This is a genomic window from Microcoleus sp. N9_A1, from assembly GCF_036701795.1.
Classification (GTDB): Bacteria; Cyanobacteriota; Cyanobacteriia; order Cyanobacteriales; family Microcoleaceae; genus Microcoleus.
Window position 1 is genome coordinate 132,271 of the sequence record NZ_JAUBRI010000004.1, and the last position, 15,174, is coordinate 147,444.

Genomic DNA, 15,174 nt, shown 5'->3' on the forward strand with positions numbered 1-15,174 from the left:
CAGAAATCCTCCGTACTTAGGGCAATCGGCTGTCTGAAGCCGAGTTTCTCTGTCAGAGATCGATCAAATTTAGAGCTCTACTCAACCGCTGTAAGGATTTCAGCTTCATTTTTGGAGAGATCTCATTTACATCTCAATAAATAAATTTCTATTAATTTGCAAAAATAAAATTGCGGGCGATCGATCTCTGCTACATTTCTTAATCCCAGGATAATTTTACAATAAAAAAAATAAATTTTTCACCGCGATGACTCATCTATGCCCGTAGATATACCCAGAAAAGATTTTTTGGGATAACATATGCTTAATCAAAAATTAAACAAACGGTTAAGAGAACATGAAATTCCAAATTCCTTTAGCTCCTGGGGCTGTAACCCAATTTTTGCTTCGAGTGGTGACCTGTCTAGCTGTACTTTCTTTCTTAAGTGAGATGACTGTGTACTTCTTGCCTGGTAGCCCGTCTGACAACTACTTAGTAAAAGTATTCAGCGTTGATTCCGAGCGGAACATTCCAACGGCATACTCAGTTTTGGCATTGCTATTTAGTTCTCTCTTGCTGGGTACGATCGCTTATGCGAAAAATTTGGATAGTTCTCCGTACAAGAATCACTGGAAAATTTTATCATTCATATTTTTATATATATCTATAGACGAAGCTGGTCAATTGCACGAAAACTTGATAAATCCAATGCGAAGTCTCCTAAATGCCACCACAGGATTTCTTTACTTTACTTGGATTGTGCCGTTCGGTTTTCTAGTAGCGATATTTCTCATATCCTACAGTAAGTTTATGTTGCACCTTCCTGCTCCTACAAAAAAATTGTTTGTTGCAGCCTGCGCTCTTTATATTGGAGGAGCATTGGGGATGGAACTGGTAGGGGGATACCAAGCTTCTACAGTGGGAGAGGATAATATAGTTTACCAGATAATAGTGACCCTTGAAGAGTCATTAGAAATGGTGGGCATCGTCGTATTTATTCACGGCTTGATTTCATATATCAAGACATATTTAGGCGGGGTAAGTTGGAATATTTACATACCAGAAAAAAACCCACAATTTACCGACGGTCGAAATATTGGCCTAGCTGCCATTAGCGAACCAGCAAACACAAGGGTATCAAGGTAAATCAGTTGAAACCGAGTTTGAGCGACAAAATACTGCATTCAAGCCTTTAATCGCGATAAAAAACCCGGTTTATTTGCTACTGATGCCTCCTGGGCTGGAGGTTCTGCGCTATTTGGCGCACACAACGACTAATATATAGGCTACTTGCTGCACCAAAAGACTAATTAGATGTGGAACAGCTTAGTTCACAGATGACATTCTCACCTTGACCAGAAAATCGCTAAGAGCAACCTTTGCATTAGGATTTGATGGTAAATGGCTTGTCAAACTTGCCTCTTCTAATACATTGATTAGCCGATCGCGCTCCTGCTGATAAAATTCAATATCTGTATCTTGGAGCACAGACATTTCCGCACCAGCCAGCTTGCGATCGATCAGATCGGGAATATACGACAACTGGAACTTGTCGTTAAGTTTAACCAAATTCGCCTCAACTTCCCCCGTTTGCATCAAATGAATCCCCGCCAGCAACACCCGGTAAACGTACAGCAGCGGTTTCACCCGACGCGGGCTTTGTTTCTCAAACAATCTCCATTGAGTCTGAGCAAAACCGAGATAGTGGTGGCTGTGGTGCTTGGTAATGCAGTTCGAGGCGAGTTCTTTTAACTCTTCGTGTTCCTTGGTAGTGTAAACTATGAGCGGCGAATACAGTTGTTCCAACACGTAGCCGTTGCGCTTCAACAGCAACTCAAGAAACTTTTTAATATCGTGAGTGACTAAATCGAGTTCCATTTTCTCCCGAACTTCCGAAACTTCGATTGTTTCTTCTCCCGAAATCAGTCCAATTACTTTCGGTAGCGGTAAGATATGTACTCCCCGCAAGTCGAAATCAGAATCTGCTGAAGGAAAACCGTATAAGTGCGATCCGCTGACAGTCGCAAACAGCAGCGGATAAGGTCGAACTGAGATAATTTGGGCTAGATTAGAGATGTATTCTACCATGATTTTCTATGTTATTTGCCCGATCGCACTTTTAGCCGATCGCACTTCTACGAGATTTAATCAAAAACTGATTAGCTTTCTCGTAATTAGGACGTTCTGGTAAGGAAGTTTCTGCAAAAGCGCGATCGAACTCTGCGTGCAAGCTCAACCGCCAGCGATTCACCTCATCCCAGGATATTTCTTGATTGCGGATAGATAGCAATTGCGATCGAAAATCCTGCACCCGCACCGGCACAAACCCTTCCTTGAGCACCGTAATTCCTGACAGCAACAACCGAATCAAGTGCATCGCGTGCTTCGATCGCACTTCTCCTGTATTCCGCAAGTCTTGCTCCATTTTTTTAAATTGAGACAAAACGTAGCTATTGTAAGTTTGATAAATTAATTGAGACAGAAAGATTTCCCGAATTTCTAGCAATTCTTGTGCTACAGGAGAAAGTTTTTCTACTAAAGGCGTGTACAAACATTCTAGCACATTTGGATTAGCTTTTAGTGCCAAAACCAGAAACTTTTGCAGTTCCCAATAGCATTCCTGATTTTCCTTGTTTTCCAATTGTTCTGGAATGCCGTAAAGCGACCAATGAAGAATTGCCGGTGGCTGGTAAATCCCGCGCCTGTCTGTATCGGATTGCTCGTTATCCAAACCGTAAGCTCTGGAACCAACAATGCAGCGGTAAATTACAGAATCATAGAGGTTATATTCGGCGAGAAAATCTCCTCCTGACTGCAATCCTTCGCTCTGAAACTGCTTGCGGATGCTGAGTTCGTGTCGCCGCAGACTAACTTGTGTTCCGTCTGGGAATTTGACTAAATATGCGTGGGAATTGTCGGTAGGCGATTGAACTATGACACCTACTAATCCCGGTTTCCAAGATTCGCTAGTTGCAGGATTTTTGACTTCGATTTTGGTGACAATTTGGGTTCCTGCGGGGATGATTAAGTTGAAATTTTGGGAAATATTGGCATTTGCCATGAGGGAACCTCCTGCGGGGGCATGAGTTACAAGGTTAGTGTAGCATAATGTAGTATAAAAAAAAGGGGGTTTTGGGCGATCGCGTCCCGCTTGCAGCCCGTGCTAAGGCTGTTTTGGCCGTGTTAAACATTGTCTTCGGATTGAGCAGGATGAAGTTTTTATCAGTCGCGCAGGTTACAATGGAGAGGTTGCTGAAGTTAGAGCATATTATGGGGATAGAAGTGCGGGAGTTGATTAGTTTTATAGATAGATGAACAATGAAAGTTAGAGAAGTTATTAAAATGTTAGAAGATGATGGTTGGTATTTAGCTAGAACAAGGGGCAGTCACCGTCAATTTAAACACCCAGAAAAGGCTGGAACTGTAACTGTGTCAGGTAATTTAGGCATTGATATGCCAATAGGTACGCTTAAAAGTGTTTTGCGACAATCTCAACTAGAGGAGGAAGATTAATGCGTTATGCTGTTGTAATTGAAAAAGGTGAAACTAGCTACGGTGCGTATGTTCCCGATTTACCGGGATGTGTAGCTGTGGCTGAAAGTTTAGAAGATGTGAGGCATTTAATTAAAGAGGCGATCGCATTTCATATTGAAGGACTACAAGAGGATGCTTTTCCTATTCCCGAACCGGTCTCTATTTGCGAATATGTTGAAGCTTAAGCTAAACACCAATTCCTTTTTATTTCCCGTCCGTTTCTCATTCTCCTCTCCGATAAACTGCAATTTCTTCGGCAATTTCTTCATCAGTTAAAGGAGAATCGGCGTGTAAAGCCTGGGTTCCTTCACATGAGTTGTTAAAATCTTCAGCTAAAGCTTGTCGGTGCGGATCGGGCTGATAACTATTCTTAAGTTTCCCGCTCATGTTAATTTTTTCTGCTAGTAACTGTTCTTGTTCTGAGTTCAGAATTATTTGTATCATAGAGTTACCTCTATCCCGGCGATCGCCTAAATGAGTCGCCATAAATTTTGAATGGGCAATACTGGATTTGAACCAGTGACCCCTTCCGTGTGAAGGAAGTGCGCTACCACTGTGCTAATTGCCCGCAGATAATTACCATACCATACTAACTCCAAATGTGCAACTAAAATTTTCCTAAAAATTCAGCCGCTGGTTTCCGAGTTAAAACTCGACACAATGCCAAGAATACAGGCATTTGTCGAGTCTGGCATCAATCAACCACCCACCAACCCGCCGCAGGGCCGACAAACCGCACCACAATCCACCAACCCACCAACAGGCTAATCCCGATCCAGCTTCCGCGAGATGTCCACCTCACAAAATCTTCGCTTTGGGTTTTCGTGATTGGCAGCCACGAAACGATGCGCTCTTCTTTACCGAATTCGTCGCCGATCGACTCTTTGCGACGCTTAGCTTCACCCATAATCTTTGTCTACTAAATTAGATTTCAACTGGATACCTAACCAAATTATACGCCAACAGGTCATCTCAAGCCTGCGTCAGCCACGTCGTATCCAAATAATCAATCCTCGCAAAAGGACTCAAAGCCGCTAAAACCTGCTGCCCGTAACTGCGGTGAATCACCCTGCTGTCGAAAATCGCCACCACCCCTTGACGTTCTCGCACAGGCGCGATCGCCCGTTGCAACTCATTCAGCGCCGCCGGCAGCAAATACAACCGAAACCAATCCCTGCGCTGCTCCTTATAATAAGCCACACGCGCCGTCACCAAAGGATTTTCCAAAGAAGGTAGCGGCAAAGTTGCGATCGCCAGCAAGTGAGGCGCGCTCAATTCCCCCTGATGTTCCCGCCAAAACTCCCACCCAGTCACCAAAATCCCATTCTCCCCCACATCTGTTTTTTCAACCTGCACCCGAGAACCGAACTCAGAAGCCAAAATCGCCGCCAGCCGAGCCTTCAGCGGTACATCACCAACAATCAGCACCGTTAAACCCGCCACCGACGCGCTCATGCACAGCAAAGTCCGAATTTCTTCAATTAAAACACCCTGAAATTCCGGCGTATTTGGCAGCGGCAGCCAGTTGGGAATGTACAGTTGAATTAATTCGCTTTGTCGATCGGGCGAAAACTTAACGCTCGTCAATTCTGGCAGTCCCAGCATTTGCCGGAAGATCGGAGCCTTCGGTTCCACATCCACCGCCCCCCCAATCAACACCACAGGCTGACAATCCCAAATTTTGCTCAAAACCTCAGCCACCTGAACCGGCGCGCAGAACAGAGAAAATGACCCAGCCTCCCGATGAATTTGCGCCCACCGCAGTTTTCCGTTTGCTTCCCACCGCTGCCAAAAATTGCTCCAAGCAGCCGGAATCAGCGAATTCGGCTCGATCCTTTCAAACAGCCCCTCCAAAATATTTTGCTCTGCCGTTTCCAGCAAATAGCACTCCTCTGGTTTCGCCGGATGCCGAAACAAAGCCCGCGTTAGCATTACCCGCCCTTGGAGGATTGCATCGGCTTCCAAAGGCTGAGATTGCATTAAATCATTCCAATCAGCCGGTTGCAAACCCGCCGTCAATTGCTGGCGCGTCCAAACTTCCAAGTCATCCACACCGTCAATAATTGTCGGAATATTGCTGTGAAGTGGCGAATTCACCGCCAAGCGAGCCGCCAGCCAAGACTGCGGATCTACTAGCGTCAATCCTCGTCCAGTGGCATTATCCGAATAAATCTCGATCGACTTATCAGTTTGCAGCCACTCTTGCAAACGCGGAATTTCCACTCCTCTCAAATGCTCGATCACCCGTGTCGGCGCCACTAAAATCACAGGCTCCGGCCACATCAAAATCGGCATCAAATAACTGACTCGATACCGCTGTCGGTAAGCTCCAGCGGGAAGCCCCGTTTGGATCAGAGCGCTGCGCCCCAAGCGCAAAGCCCGCGCCACGAGCCGCGCCATCGTTAAATGGTGGGGCCAGTGCGGCTCGGAGTTCGATCGCAGGAAGCGGAGCAATGAGTTGTGGACTTCTACCTCAATCAATCGGTTTTAAAATTGACATTTCTCACTCAACATAATCAAAACTTGCCAGAAAATCAACTACTTTTTGACCGAGAGGCAAACAGAATTTACTCGGCTGATGATTTGCACCTCCCTTCCCAAAATTCCCGTGAGAATTCACCATCAAACTCTCCTGTCCCGAACTAATTAAAATAGTTTGGGTAGGTGACTCAAAAAACTTTGTTGGCTGACTAACCTGTGATATATTATAAACCAAATTTATCAACTCATTTAATTTATTTGTAGCTGTACTCAATGCTTTACGCAACTGCAACATTCGTTTTTCATCCATATTTTGACTTTCGATATTTTTGCCAATAACCATAATATTGATCTGAGTTTCTACAGCATCCTTAAAAGGAAGAATCGCTAAAAAAGCTGCTGGCAATAAATGCTCATCGCTCTCAAATCTAAAAGTTAGAGTTGTGCGGCGGTAGCCGACTTCAATATTAGGAGGAAAATTCATTGCCCGGTAATGCCGAGCTATTTCGCTATACGCTGTTGCTAAAGTGATGTTTGCTGAGTAATCTAAAACTGCATCAACCACAATTCGCACTAACCCCGGCGTGTGATTTAAGAATTTTCTCGATTCTGACGGCGAATTAAATTGTTGAATCTGAGTGAGATCGCCAGCAGAGCTGATGTCAACCCACTCGCAACTAATATTATCGGCGATGATGCCAAACCTGGGAACCAAATAGAGTTTTGCCCCTGTTAAAATTGCCCCCGTCAAATCTGCCCCCACCCAATCTGCGTTAATCAAATTAGTTTCTGTCAAATCTGCGTGAACCAAATTAGCATTTGCTAAATTAGTATTTCTTAAATCCGCTCCGTTGAGGTTAGCTCCGTTGAATTTAGTATCGATCAGATCTGCGCCGTTGAGGTTAGCTCCGCTCAAATTGGCCCATTTGAGGTTAGCTCCGCTCAAATTGGCACCACTGAGATTCACCCGCTGCAAACAAGCTTGTCTCAGATCCGCATCGATTAAATTCACGCCGTTAAGTTCTGCTTTTGTCAAATCCGCACCGTGCAAGTTAGCTTCTTGAAAATTAGCTGAAGCAGCCGAAGCACCTCTGAGATTTGCACCGGAAAGATTAGCACCGCACAGGTTAGCTTCCGTCAGTTTTACCTCTCTTAAATCTGCTTCAGTCAGGTTTGCGCCGCTGAAGTTAGTTTTGCTGAGTTCGCAGCGGACTAATTCGCCTCTAATCAGCGATGCTCCGATTAATTGAGCTGCAGTTAAATCGGCTCTCACTAAGTTTGCTACGTTGAGATTAGCCCCGTTTAAGATTGCCCGCGAGAGATTGGTGCTGCTGAGTCTAGCCACATTCAGGTTAGCTTCGGTCAAGTCAGCGTCGCTCAAGTTAGCGCCGCTGATGTTGGTGATAAATAAGCTAGCCCGCCTTAAAATTGATTGGCTGAGGTTGATGCGGCTGAGATTAGCTTCATTCAGGTTGATTCCTGTGAAATCTCTGTCGCCTTCAGTGTATCTTTTGACGATTGCAAATCGTTTTAGCAGTTCTTCAGCTTCCATTTTTGTACCTGAATGAAATGGCAATCGGCTAACTTTTATATGGCATGAATAGCAATGATATCAAATTAATTTATAGTATTTACTCACCGAGCTGATAAAAGCTTTTGACAAACTCAATGACCGTATTTAGCGGCGGGGTGGTAAATCTTTGGGCTTTAATTGCAGGACTGATAGACGTTTTGTTGACTCCGGGCAAATTTGTCAAGTTTCTACCAAAATCTGGGTGATAGTGAATCATCAAAGTTTCGGCGCTGGAGTTAGCCAGTACAGTTTGGGTGGGCGATTGGAAAAAACTTGACATCGGTTCGCGATCGAGGCGAATCGGCTGAATTTTCATTTCCCCTATTTTTCTCATTGTTTTGGTCAGGCCTACGTTTAATTGCACTACCATATTTGAGACTCTGACGCCCAGGTTATTACCACTTTGGGGTTGAATCATCTTGATCAAAGTAATCAAATTTTTCTGAGTAAATGCTGCATCACTAAAGGGAATAATCGCAACGAAAGCGGTGGGAAATAGTTGCTCGTCCTGTTCTATTCTAAATGATATGATTGTGCGTCTGGAATTAACTTCGATACTGGGAGGATGGTTTAAAGCAGGGTATTGACGGGCAATTTGGCGGTAGGTAGCTGCAAGGACAAAGTTAGCATCGGGGTCGAGGGGTCGATCGACAATAATTTGAACTGTCGGCGGTGTAGCATTGAAAAACCTTTGAGATTCTTCGGCGGTAAAGCGCTGAATGTGGCTGCGATCGCCGTTAGGACTGAGGTCAACCCAATCGCAGGTAATGTCATCTGCTTTCACACCAAACCGGGACACCGCGTAAATTTTTGCCCCCGTCAAAGCCGCCCCCGTCAAATCAGCGCCCACCCAATCAGCGTGAATCAAATTCGCTTGAGTCAAATCCGCGTGTACCAGAGTAGCGTTCAACAGGTTGACATTGCTCAAATTTGCCCCGTACAAGTTGGCCCCGCTCAATCTCGCTTCATCGAGGTCAGCACCGGTCAGGTTCGCCCCGCTGAGGTCAGCCCACCGGAGATTAGCGCCTCGCAAGTCAGCGCCGCTAAGGTTTGCCTGAGACAGATTAGCTTGTCTGAGTTCGGCATTGCAGAGGTTGACTCCTCGCAAGTCTGCCCTGCTGAGGTCGGCTCTGTGCAAGTTGGCCCGTTCCAAGTTGGCCGCTGTTAGAAAAGCGCCTCTCAGGTGAGCGCCGCTGAGGTCGGCTTGCTCTAGATTGGCTTCTCTGAGGGTTGCTTCTCTCAAATCTGCTTCGCTGAGATTTGCACCGGTCAAGTTGGCACTGCTGAGGTTGGCTCGAATCAGTTCGGATCTGATCAGTGTAGCTTCGACGAGTTTGGCTTCGCTGAGGTCGGCTCTAATCAAGTTAGCCACGTTGAGGATAGCGCCGCTGAGGTTGGCTTTGTGGAGATTAGCACCGCTGAGTCTGGCAACATTGAGTTTGGCTTTTCTCATGTTGGCGTTTGACAAATTGGTGCCGCTCATGTTGGTGAGGCTCAAGATTGCCTCACTGAAATTAGCCCCGCTGAGATCGATCCTGCTGAGATTTGCCTCGCAAAGGAGGATGGCAGTAAAATCTCTTTCTCCTGCTGCATATTTGGTGATCAGTTCTTCGGCATCCATGCTTTTCAATTTCCCTGATGTCTTAGCTAGAACAAAGCTTTATTGTGCCAACCTTTAAACTAGAATAAGCATTTTTTGTAACTTGATGCAATATGCCTAGACATCAATATTGTGGAAGCCTTTTATAAAATCCAAAATGCTAGTGATATTAGCTTGAGCCAATTTTGTGCTTTCGGCTAACTTAGCCGATGTTGAGTTACTCAGATCGTATTTTTTAATCAGGCGCTTGCCGAAGCCTGGGTGGTGATATACGCTGAGTCTTTGATCGCGGGAATTAATTAAGCTCATCTGTGTGGGTATTTGAAAGAAATTGATGCTTTCACCGATTTTTGGAAAAGAACTGGAAATTTTGATTTGGTCTACTTTGCTGATAGCTTGGTTGAGAGCTTTGCTACATAACTGGACGTGTTTAGATTCTTTGACGTTAAGTTTGCCTGCATCGTGGGATTGAATCATTTTCATCAAAGCTATTAGGTTTTTTTGAGTTATGGCAGCGTCGTTAAAAGGAATGATGGCAACGTAAGCGGTGGCAAATAATTTATCGTCGCTGTCCATTTTAAAGGCGAGTACGGTGCGTCTGGAGCTGACTTCGATCGTGGGAGGCTGACTTAAACTCGGGTATTGTTGGGCAATTTGGTAATAAGTTGCTGCTAGTGCAAAATGAGCGCCTTGATCTAAGGGCGAGTCAATCACAATCCGAACTGTGGGCAAGGTTTCGTGAAAAAAGTCGTGGGTTCCTCCAGAGTTCAACCAGTAAATTTGGCTGTGGTCGCCGTTGGGGCTCAGATCAACCCACTTGCAGGTCATGCCTTCGGTTTTGATGCCGAGCCGCGAAACTGCGTGAAGTTTCGCTCCGGTTAAGGTGGCTCCGGTTAAGTCGGCTCCAATCCAGTCGGCGCGGATCAGATAGGCATTTGACAGGTCGGCGTGAACTAAGCTGGCATTCAGCAAGTTGGCGTGGCAGAGGTCGGCTCTGCTGAGGTCGGCACCGCTCAATTTGGCTTCGCTGAGGTCTGCCCAGCGGAGATTGCAGCCGCTGAGGATGGCCCAGCGCAAATTAACGCCGCTGAGGTCGGCGCCGCTGAGTACGGCTTGAGTGAGGTTGGCTTGTCTCAGTTCTGTGCCTCGCAAGTCGGCGCCGCTGAGGTCGGCTCGGCTAAGGTCGGCTCCTTGCAGGTTGGCTTGTTCTAGGTTGGCTTCTGTCAAGCACGCGCCGCTGAGGTGAGCGCCTCGAAGGTTGGCTTGAGCGAGGTTGGCTCCTCGAAGGGTGGCTTCGGTGAGGGTGGCGCCGCTGAGGTTTGCGCCGCTGAGGTTTGCGCCGCTGAGTTCGGCTCGAATCAGCTCGGCTCTGATCAGTTTGGCTCCTGTGAGTGTGGCTTTTTTGAGGTCAACTCGCACTAGGTAGGCGACGTTGAGGTCGGCGTCGGTGAGGTTTGCGCCGCCGAGATGGGCGCCGCTGAGTCTGGCGATGTTGAGTTTGGCACCGGTCAGGTCTGTTTTGCTGAGGTTGGCTCCGCTCAGGTTTGCTACACTCAGATTCGCACCCTTGAGGTTGGCTCCGCTCAAGTTGACGCCGCTGAGGTTGGCCTCAGTCAGGTTGATTCCGGCAAAGTTTCTTTCTCCGGCGGCATATTTTTTCAGGAGTTCCTCGACTGTCATGGGGGCGGCACCGTATCAAATATCCCCATTTTATTGCTATGAATATCGGTATTGTAGGACTGGGTTTAATTGGTGGCTCGATCGGGCTGGATTTGCGATCGCGCGGGTTTAATGTTTTTGGGGTTTCGAGTCGGCAGCAGACTTGTGATCGGGCGCAAGCTCGCGGTGTTGTCAATGAAGCCAGCATACACCTGTCTCTAATGGCAGCAGCCGATGTGGTTTTTATTTGCACGCCGCTCTTGTCGATCGAGCCGATCGTCCGAGAGTTGGTGCCCTATCTTTCCCCTGATACTATTGTAACGGATGTCGGTTCCGTAAAAACACCCATAGTGCAGGCCGTGTCTCCTCTGTGGCCAAATTTTGTGGGGGGACACCCGATGGCGGGGACTGCTGAAAGCGGAATTGAGGCGGCGGTGCCGGATTTGTTTGTGGGCCGGCCTTATGTGGTGACGCCGACTGCCCAGACGCCGGCGCTTGCGGTGGATAAGGTTGAGGAAATTGCGCGGTTGCTGGGTGCTAAAGTTTACCGATGTGAGCCGGAAGAACACGATCGAGCTGTGGCTTGGATTTCTCATTTGCCGCTGATGGCGAGCGCGACGCTGGTTGCTGCCTGCGATCTTGAGGGCGCTCGGGATATTGTTAATTTAGCCCAACATTTGGCGAGTTCAGGTTTTCGGGACACGAGCCGGGTTGGGGGCGGCAATCCCGAGCTGGGAGTCATGGTGGCAAAGTACAATCGAGAGGAATTGTTGCGATCGCTCTCTATTTACCGCGACTGTCTCGACGGGTTCATCAGCGATATCGAAGCCGAAAATTGGCAAAGTCTCGAACACAAGCTGAAGCAGACTCAACAAGCAAGACAGAAGTACAACTTGTGAGCCAAAAATTACAACCCAATTCAACCAGTAATTCACATTCTGATTGAGGCGCAAATAGTTGGTGTAGTCGCTAAAATGAATCCCCAGTGCTAATATATATGTGGTTGGTGGCGGCTGCGTGTAGTAGTCGCTTAAAACCCTATCAGGGATTGAAATGACGCCGAAACTTAACGCAGTGGTGTCAGTTGCGGTTACAACCAACCTAAAACCCTACCAGGGATTGAAACTACATATAGTGTTTACAAGTGCTGATATGCAGCTTCATAAACACTATATGTAGTGATTTTAGAATTACAAAATTGTTTGCAGTGCCGCTAGTCCTGCCAGATGGATGGGGTAGAAGTAGTAAAAAAATCTTTTTTCGATCGCACCTGGTTTTTGGTCTTTGGCTGGGTCGTGGTAAGCCAATATCAGCGGCGTCAACATTGCAAATATCTGAAGTAAGTAACCTGATGTTATTGCATACACTCCGTTGACCAAACACCAACTAATCCACCACATCCGATCGCCTTTGCCTTTGAGGTTAATCATTAGTAGCGGGCAACCGACTGCATACCATCCGTAACTTACTCCCCACAACTGAGCTGCTATCAGTCCTAGTATCATTATTAGGAATTTTTTATTTACTTCTACTTTATGAATTTGTGTGAATATTATTACAACCAGCGCAAAGCTAATTAATATATTAAACTCTAGCCTATTGAACAATATGATGTATGGAACTTGGCTAATTATTCCAAACAATAGCAGTTTTGTAATTAAAGGTTTAGCGCTACTCTCTGGCTTTCGTCGCTTCCAGTTTTGTGCTAGCACCCAAGCAAATATTGGGAAACTTAACCTACCAACAATACGCATTGGTTCTATTTCTAGCAAAAAACCTACATGGTCAATCACCATTAATAACGTTGCTAGCCACTTGATTTCATTTTGACTCATGCTGATATTCCTATTAATTGATTGATAAATTCACTAATTTTTTCTCGACCTTCTTCAGAAATTATGTAGATTTTCTCTCCTTGCTTCCACTCGAAGCCCACTAAATTTTGAGTTCTTAACACATTTAATCTTTTGTAAATTCCAATTCGTGACGGTGGTTTATTTAAATTGATTCCTCTTACTTCTTCTACAATTCTTGATAGAGATAGTCTATTTTTTCGAGATAACACTGCCAATACAAATACATCAACTCTACTCATGATTTTTTTCAATTCGTCACTTAAATTTTAGTAAACATCTTTATTTAAAGCAATGGGTTGCCAAAAAGATAAGTGTGATTACTGTTGTGTTGACCATCTATCCCTCCGAAGATGGATTTATTGATTGGGCAACAAAATGATTGAACTGATTTTAGCGGTTTCGATCGCCGCAAGCACTACGACAATGCCGCCACCGCCACCGGTGACAACTCCTCCGCCCAAACCTACTTATACTCCTCCGCCCAAACCTACTTATACTCCCCCTCCTTCTCCTTCTTCTGATGGATCTTGGCGTGACAAAATTTGGCGGCGTTACAAGGAGAATTCTAAATAATGGCTGTAACTAAAGAAGGTCGTGACTTAATTTCGAGCATTCTTAGGGTTGGAGATACCGGCCCTGAAACAACTGCTCGTCAGGGAATGAAAACAACCAACGTTCCGGGCTATCCCGTGATTTTGTGTTGGGCTCGTTGGGGTGGTTCGGAATTGAACGCTTCGGGAAATAACAAGGCGTTTTTATTTCTTCCATATTTACAAACTGGTCAGATGCCGCTGACAAAATATAACGGTGCAACCAGCGTCGAGACTCCTCTTGATATGGTTATGTCGGAGGTTGCTAACCCTTACAATTGCAAAGTTGGCGTTACTCCTTCGCTCAATATTAGTAAGTTAATTGAGGGAGAGTATTACAGTTTCGTTTTAGCACTTAAACCTGCTGCTGTTGGCAATGGCAATAACCCAACCCCTTATTGGGATGGTTGGATTAAGGCAGTGGGAGCTACTCCTAGCGATGTTTTTAAGGATTATTTTGCATTACTTAACATCACTAAAACTCAGTGGGGTAAAATCAAAGTTTCTCGCGATGATGATGAAGAGGAAGAAGTAGATGATATTCCTGACAACGTACAGCAATGATGATTTGATATCACTTATTGTTGAGTTTATTTGGACTAATCTTTTCATTTTACTAACTCAGTTTTTTTGCCTTGCCTTGATTCTTCGGATAGTTCGGTTGTTTATTGATTGATTGAGGTGCTAATGAATGCCTATCGATTTAATGGTTGTCATTCTTGCCGTTTGGCCGCACTTTCTATTATTCTCGGTTGTGGTTTTTGGTTTTTGGGCGATACTTTCAGCTTTGCAGTAGCAGGCGATCGGATTACTGGAGCTCAAGCAGTGGAAAGAATATCGACTGTTCTTGGTTCGCCCGAACAATTTGCTGAAAATATGCAATTGAGCACTCAGGATTTTATAGCCGATCACTTTGGCAGTATGGCGATTGCCTGTGCTTTTGGCATAGCTATAAGAATGAGGTCTTAATTATGTGGATTGCTGTTTTTCTTTCGGTTTATTTGATGGCTACTCCGAGCATTGCAGGTAGCGCTGCTGAGGCTATGAACTTCATTAAGGAAGATATTAAGCCAGTTATCGAGTTTTCTATGGATTGGGCAATGAAGGCTGCTTTAGCCGCTACTTCTACCCATGCGTTTATTGTGTTAGCCAAGAGGTTTATTGATTGATGAAAGATTTTTTTCAAAATCTTCATTCTCAGGCTGAGCGTTATATGGCTTTACCTGACAAAATTATTGATACCCGCGCTGTTTTTTTGGCTCAACTTGCTATGTGTGCGTTTTTGTATGCTGCCATAGTTGTAGCTCAAATGACGATTGTAAATCGTTGTATTGTCCCTATTCCTTCTTCCTTTGTTAAATAAATGAATAATCTTATAATTTCAGTAGTTAATGCTGCTGCGAGATACCGTTTCAGGGTTGCGGTATTGGTGCTTAGCCCCTGCTTTTCTCAATTCATTAGTCTTTTTTAGGTTAGGTGGCAAATATGGTTCAAGTTCAAGATCGAGTTCGAGATGAGGTTGCAGATGAGATTTTTTCATCTATTGACCCTGAGCAAGTTCGTAAACTTAATGAGCTTTTTTGGAAAGCTGATCACAGTAAACTAGCTCAATCTGTTGCTGTTTCTGGTGCTGCGGTAGTTGTTGGTGGGGTCGTTCTTACTGGTGGCGGGGCTTTTGCTGCTACTGGTGGCGCTGGTGCAACTGCTGCCGATGCTGCTGCTGGTAGTATCGCAGCGGGTGTGACCAATGCGATTGATATGATTCAAGCTATTGACGGTATTGGGTTGGCTGCGTTTGGTGTGGCTCTTGCGCCCATGGGGTTTATGGTTACGCTCAGAGTTCTTAATATGGTTTTGAGCCGCGTTTAGATTTCGGAGTGTAATTTTTACATAAGGCGGTC

At 45.5% G+C, this 15,174-nt stretch carries 20 protein-coding genes and 1 tRNA gene; 10 read left to right on the forward strand and 11 right to left on the reverse strand.

Going from position 1 to position 15,174, the window contains the following annotated elements:
• Positions 1-337 precede the first annotated feature (337 nt).
• Entirely contained in the window at positions 338-1,126 is a 789-nt protein-coding gene (locus QUA58_RS03070; protein ID WP_333392983.1) for a hypothetical protein, read from the forward strand.
• A gap of 180 nt (positions 1,127-1,306) precedes the next feature.
• On the opposite strand, the gene QUA58_RS03075 is transcribed toward QUA58_RS03070, so the two are convergent.
• Together QUA58_RS03075 and QUA58_RS03080 are read right to left on the reverse strand one after the other, a co-directional pair.
• A complete protein-coding gene (locus QUA58_RS03075; protein WP_333392984.1) occupies positions 1,307-2,068 on the reverse strand; it encodes a nucleotidyltransferase domain-containing protein in 762 nt (253 codons plus the stop codon).
• A gap of 31 nt (positions 2,069-2,099) precedes the next feature.
• A complete protein-coding gene (locus QUA58_RS03080) occupies positions 2,100-3,041 on the reverse strand; it encodes a DNA polymerase beta superfamily protein (RefSeq protein ID WP_333392985.1) in 942 nt (313 codons plus the stop codon).
• 257 nt (positions 3,042-3,298) lie between these two features.
• Between QUA58_RS03080 and QUA58_RS03085 the strand changes: the two genes are divergently transcribed.
• Both QUA58_RS03085 and QUA58_RS03090 read left to right on the forward strand, forming a co-directional pair.
• Positions 3,299-3,493: a type II toxin-antitoxin system HicA family toxin gene (locus QUA58_RS03085; protein ID WP_333253065.1), complete on the forward strand. Its 195-nt coding sequence runs from the start codon at positions 3,299-3,301 to the stop codon at positions 3,491-3,493.
• Positions 3,493-3,699 (forward strand): type II toxin-antitoxin system HicB family antitoxin, encoded by a 207-nt coding sequence (locus QUA58_RS03090; protein WP_333210762.1) that lies wholly within the window; start codon positions 3,493-3,495, stop codon positions 3,697-3,699. The genes QUA58_RS03085 and QUA58_RS03090 overlap by 1 nt, the downstream gene beginning before the upstream one ends.
• A 37-nt stretch (positions 3,700-3,736) precedes the next feature.
• Here QUA58_RS03090 and QUA58_RS03095 read toward each other — a convergent pair whose 3' ends face one another.
• From QUA58_RS03095 to QUA58_RS03125, 7 genes are all read right to left on the reverse strand, one after another.
• On the reverse strand, positions 3,737-3,958 hold the full coding sequence (locus tag QUA58_RS03095; protein ID WP_333309837.1) for a hypothetical protein: 222 nt from the start codon (positions 3,956-3,958) through the stop codon (positions 3,737-3,739).
• A 52-nt stretch (positions 3,959-4,010) separates the two neighbouring features.
• Positions 4,011-4,082: transfer RNA gene (locus tag QUA58_RS03100), tRNA-Val, on the reverse strand.
• Positions 4,083-4,208: 126 nt separating this feature from the next.
• On the reverse strand, positions 4,209-4,421 hold the full coding sequence (locus QUA58_RS03105; protein WP_332970082.1) for a DUF2839 domain-containing protein: 213 nt from the start codon (positions 4,419-4,421) through the stop codon (positions 4,209-4,211).
• A 65-nt stretch (positions 4,422-4,486) separates the two neighbouring features.
• Positions 4,487-5,995, reverse strand: a complete 1,509-nt coding sequence (locus QUA58_RS03110; protein ID WP_333392986.1) for a helicase C-terminal domain-containing protein — start codon at positions 5,993-5,995, stop codon at positions 4,487-4,489.
• A gap of 22 nt (positions 5,996-6,017) precedes the next feature.
• Complete coding sequence (locus QUA58_RS03115; protein ID WP_333392987.1) at positions 6,018-7,547, reverse strand: pentapeptide repeat-containing protein; 1,530 nt, start codon at positions 7,545-7,547, stop codon at positions 6,018-6,020.
• A gap of 79 nt (positions 7,548-7,626) precedes the next feature.
• Positions 7,627-9,189 (reverse strand): pentapeptide repeat-containing protein, encoded by a 1,563-nt coding sequence (locus QUA58_RS03120; protein WP_333253073.1) that lies wholly within the window; start codon positions 9,187-9,189, stop codon positions 7,627-7,629.
• A gap of 96 nt (positions 9,190-9,285) precedes the next feature.
• Complete coding sequence (locus tag QUA58_RS03125; protein ID WP_333253075.1) at positions 9,286-10,848, reverse strand: pentapeptide repeat-containing protein; 1,563 nt, start codon at positions 10,846-10,848, stop codon at positions 9,286-9,288.
• A gap of 38 nt (positions 10,849-10,886) precedes the next feature.
• Between QUA58_RS03125 and QUA58_RS03130 the strand changes: the two genes are divergently transcribed.
• Positions 10,887-11,726 (forward strand): prephenate/arogenate dehydrogenase, encoded by an 840-nt coding sequence (locus QUA58_RS03130; protein ID WP_333253076.1) that lies wholly within the window; start codon positions 10,887-10,889, stop codon positions 11,724-11,726.
• A 291-nt stretch (positions 11,727-12,017) separates the two neighbouring features.
• Here QUA58_RS03130 and QUA58_RS03135 read toward each other — a convergent pair whose 3' ends face one another.
• Together QUA58_RS03135 and QUA58_RS03140 are read right to left on the reverse strand one after the other, a co-directional pair.
• Complete coding sequence (locus QUA58_RS03135; RefSeq protein ID WP_333392988.1) at positions 12,018-12,662, reverse strand: TraX family protein; 645 nt, start codon at positions 12,660-12,662, stop codon at positions 12,018-12,020.
• Positions 12,659-12,922: a hypothetical protein gene (locus QUA58_RS03140; RefSeq protein WP_333392989.1), complete on the reverse strand. Its 264-nt coding sequence runs from the start codon at positions 12,920-12,922 to the stop codon at positions 12,659-12,661. Before QUA58_RS03140 ends, QUA58_RS03135 begins: the two co-directional genes overlap by 4 nt.
• Positions 12,923-13,058: 136 nt before the next feature.
• Between QUA58_RS03140 and QUA58_RS03145 the strand changes: the two genes are divergently transcribed.
• The 6 genes from QUA58_RS03145 (at position 13,059) to QUA58_RS03170 (ending at position 15,142) form a co-directional block, all read left to right on the forward strand.
• Positions 13,059-13,256 (forward strand): hypothetical protein, encoded by a 198-nt coding sequence (locus tag QUA58_RS03145; RefSeq protein ID WP_333392990.1) that lies wholly within the window; start codon positions 13,059-13,061, stop codon positions 13,254-13,256.
• Positions 13,256-13,837, forward strand: a complete 582-nt coding sequence (locus tag QUA58_RS03150) for a hypothetical protein (RefSeq protein WP_333392992.1) — start codon at positions 13,256-13,258, stop codon at positions 13,835-13,837. Before QUA58_RS03145 ends, QUA58_RS03150 begins: the two co-directional genes overlap by 1 nt.
• A gap of 123 nt (positions 13,838-13,960) precedes the next feature.
• Positions 13,961-14,242, forward strand: a complete 282-nt coding sequence (locus QUA58_RS03155) for a hypothetical protein (RefSeq protein ID WP_333392993.1) — start codon at positions 13,961-13,963, stop codon at positions 14,240-14,242.
• A 2-nt stretch (positions 14,243-14,244) separates the two neighbouring features.
• Complete coding sequence (locus QUA58_RS03160) at positions 14,245-14,442, forward strand: hypothetical protein (protein WP_333392995.1); 198 nt, start codon at positions 14,245-14,247, stop codon at positions 14,440-14,442.
• Positions 14,442-14,636, forward strand: coding sequence for a hypothetical protein (locus QUA58_RS03165; protein ID WP_333392997.1), 195 nt, complete (start codon positions 14,442-14,444; stop codon positions 14,634-14,636). The genes QUA58_RS03160 and QUA58_RS03165 overlap by 1 nt, the downstream gene beginning before the upstream one ends.
• Positions 14,637-14,758: 122 nt before the next feature.
• Positions 14,759-15,142, forward strand: a complete 384-nt coding sequence (locus QUA58_RS03170) for a hypothetical protein (RefSeq protein WP_333392998.1) — start codon at positions 14,759-14,761, stop codon at positions 15,140-15,142.
• The last annotated feature ends 32 nt before the right edge of the window (positions 15,143-15,174 follow it).